Origin of the sequence: Paractinoplanes rishiriensis, assembly GCF_016862375.1 — a bacterium.
Classification (GTDB): domain Bacteria; phylum Actinomycetota; class Actinomycetes; order Mycobacteriales; family Micromonosporaceae; genus Actinoplanes; species Actinoplanes rishiriensis.
Window position 1 is genome coordinate 1 of the sequence record NZ_BOMV01000147.1, and the last position, 3,369, is coordinate 3,369.

3 protein-coding genes are annotated in these 3,369 nt (G+C 63.2%); all 3 read right to left on the reverse strand.

Translation table 11 applies throughout. From position 1 onward, the window contains the following. Positions 1-1,320: 1,320 nt before the first annotated feature. Positions 1,321-1,719, reverse strand: a complete 399-nt coding sequence (locus Ari01nite_RS49245; protein WP_203791653.1) for a hypothetical protein — start codon at positions 1,717-1,719, stop codon at positions 1,321-1,323. A gap of 488 nt (positions 1,720-2,207) precedes the next feature. After that, positions 2,208-3,074 (reverse strand): IS110 family RNA-guided transposase, encoded by an 867-nt coding sequence (locus Ari01nite_RS49250; RefSeq protein ID WP_239163708.1) that lies wholly within the window; start codon positions 3,072-3,074, stop codon positions 2,208-2,210. 10 nt (positions 3,075-3,084) lie between these two features. Next, positions 3,085-3,369, reverse strand: a 285-nt coding sequence (locus Ari01nite_RS49255; protein WP_203791654.1) for a hypothetical protein, incomplete at its 5' end; no start/stop codon positions are given.

Sequence of the window (3,369 nt, forward strand, 5' to 3'; positions counted from 1 at the left end):
TCCACCGCGCGGGCCCCAGCCACTCAGCTGACTTCAACTCAACGCCCGTGACGGCCTTTCCGTGGTTCGGTTGCGCCGGCCGCTGACGCCACCGCAGGCCGAGCGCCGCCCCACGCAGACGCAAGGTCCTGGATCGCCGGCGGCAGTTCCCCAAGAGGAAAGGTCACGGCGGCGATGATCCTTCCACGCGGCACCGGGCGCATCTTAATTTAGCCGCGAGTCTTCGATACGCAGCGTGACAACCAGCGCTGCTTCTCGGCTCGCGGACATGCCGATGTGAGTGCGCGTCTTGTTTGCAAACGTTAAGCGTTACCGATAGATCTCGTTTACGATGATCACGATTGCGGTCGACTGAATACTCGAACGATAGCAAGTCAGCACGCGCATATATAAGCAGGGTTCATTCGAATTATGGAGGTAGGCTTCGGTGTCTCGGATGCTATCGGGAACTGATGTTACGGTAATCGTCGCCTATCGTCTCCTACAGTTTCAGGACAGTGAGGGAGGCGAAGATCTGCCGACTCCCAGGAAAGTTGGGCACCGATGGCTCAGCGTCGGGGCATCGACTATTCTTATAGAGTCGGGTGAGGACATCGGTAGCGCCCAGATTCGTTTCGAATTATGGGACGCCCCTCCAGCGCCTCTGGAGGCGCGGTGGCAACTCGACGAGGAGGTTAGACTTTACTTGCCGTCCGGGCGAATAACGGTGATTGAGATCGCGGCCGGTGGTCAAGGAGATGTATTCGTGGTCGGCGAACCGGGCCACTACCGACTGCGCCTGGCCTGGCGTGACGGTGAACAGTATCCCAGGCGGACGAGACCTGAGGCGTTTGCGCTGGCTCAGTTCTGGATAGATGGTGTCGCGTGATGCGAGTTTGTCGGGCTCGGAGGTTGCGGTATGCGCCGCAGCACCGCGTCAGTTAATAAATTCGCGATCAATGAAACGCAGAACGAGCTTTAGGAGCCATAGGGAACGCCCTAATTTGCCGCGATCCGCTCGCTGCTCGTCACAATATCGATCGCGTGTCAGACGAGTGGCGGCAGATCCGGCCGCTGGTACAGCAAGCCACCGCTGTGCCCGCACAGCGGGTCGCCGACCCGGCCCGGCTCGGGGCGGTCCTGCTCGATGGCTGGTCACCTGGAAATCCTCGACATCGACTACCGCGGCCGGCTCCCCGAATTCCGCAACCTGCTTCGCAGCGTCACCCACTTTCAGAAATCTACCGAGTATGGGAGTAAACGTATTGAATACAGCTCCACAAATCAAAGCGTTCCCGATGGATCGAGGCCGTCTCGCCTAATATCTGCACTTCGTAGAACTTACTTCCACTTGCCGTAGTTGGCTCGAATCAGATCAACCAAATCGGGATCGACGGCGCGCGCGGCTGCCGCCGCACGGGGAACATCGGCGTACTCAAGGAGCGTGATATTGAAATGGTAATCCACGTCCATGGCATCCGGCCCGGCGTAGGCCAAGAGAGCGCGACAGAATTGGCAGAAGCGCTGGACTAAGTCACCCGAGGATGCCGCGTCATCAAGACGCTCAACTATTGGAAAAACAGCATGAATAGTATACTCGAAGACGGAAATTTCGGTAGGCAGCCGTTCCTCGTCGATGGCCCGCACCAACTCTTCCGAAATGAGACTGTTGACGATCTCTCGCGACTCGGGGAAAAATCTCCAAACCAACGTACCGTAATTTCCTAGAATCCCACTCATTCTCGCCCCCGTTCATAACCTTACGCGCCCGGAGCCACGAACATCTGACCGCTTGGCGATCGGACGTACGTGCTGCCTGCAGCGTCGCCACCGCAGCGGCCATGCGGCTTGGCGACCTTTGTCCGTCCGCTTCTTCATCTGGCCGCCGATGATGCTCGTTCCGTGTCATCCATGAAGGAGCGGGGTCGGTCAAGTCACTGGTTTGAGCTGTTTTACGGGTGGTCCGGGGCGTCGGCGGGCGCGGGGGGTTGCCGCGGCGTGGCCGCGGTGTTGACGGTGTTGGTGTGGTCGTGTTCGCCATGTTCCGGGTGATGCCGGAAAGGGCAGGCCGAAGGCTCGGCTGCCGGTCATCCATTCGTCCAGCGCGGGTGCGGTGGGCATGGTGATTTACGACCGTGACCGGGCGGGGTCAATCAAGAGGGCGACCACGCCGTCGGCCGTCGGGGTCAGACACAGAACGACCCGCGTCCGGTCACGTCCGAGCCTGCTCACGCCGCCTTCGCAGTCGGCTCGAGGGCACGGATGTGTCCGTCGCGCAGACCGTAGAAGACGAGAGTGAGCAGCTTGCGGGCCACCGCGACGGTGGCGATGTTACGACCCCGGCGTTCCGCGATCCGCGTGCGTGTCTGGTCGAGCCAGCCGGCGCTGCGGGCGCCCTGGGCGGCTTCGACCGCGGCCCACCGGACCAGGGTCGAGCCTTGTTTGGTGATCGGTCCGCGATGCACCACGGTGTCGGACTCGCGGTGCTTGGGTGTCAGCCCGGCCCACGAGCTCAACTGGGCAGGGCCGGCGAAGCGGGTGACGTCGCCGATCTCCGCGACGAAGATCGCCGCCAAGGTCGGTCCGACGCCCGGCACCTTCTGCACGGCGTGGAAGCCGGGGTGATCGGCCAGCGCCGTCCGTAGCGGTCCGGCGAGTGCGGTGAGCTCGAAGTCGATCGCGTCGATCAGCCGCAGCAGCGCGTTGACCCGCAGCCGGTAGGCCGCGTCCAGCGGTGCGGTGCTCAACCACTGCCGGCCGGCGACGCCGAACAGATCCGTCACCGGCGGGTGCAGGCCTTGTTTGGCCAGCACCCCGTGCACGGAGGCTTTCATTCCGGTGCGCCAGGCGACCAGCTTGGCGCGGTGCCGAACGATCTCCCGCAACTCGCGGACCGCCGGCGGGGCGATCCAGCCCTCGGGTAACCGGCCCATCCGCAGCAGGTCTGCCAGGTCGCAGGCGTCGCGAATATCGTTCTTGACCCGCCGGTAGGCGAACCCTTTCACCCCGAGCGGGTGCGCCAGATGCACCTGAGCGCCCGCGTCGGCCAAGACGTCGGCGGCCCAGTACCAGCCGTAGGTGGCTTCCAGCACCACCTGCGGCCGCTCACCCGCCTTCGCGATCTCCGCACGCAGCGAACGCGACCGGATCGTTGTCGATCCGGCAACTGGCCAGCCGCTGCCCGGCCTGGTCCATCCGCACGATCACCGACCGGCGACGATGCAGATCGATACCCACGATCTGCGGGCCGTCGTACTCTGCTGACATGTGGGGCCTCCTTCGTCGGTTGACGTGAGCACCCCGAGCATCCCGCCGGGAGTCACGAGGAGCGAGGCCCCGCTCCTTCATGCCATCAAGGGTCACGACGAAGTCGTGTGCGGAGGTTGCACA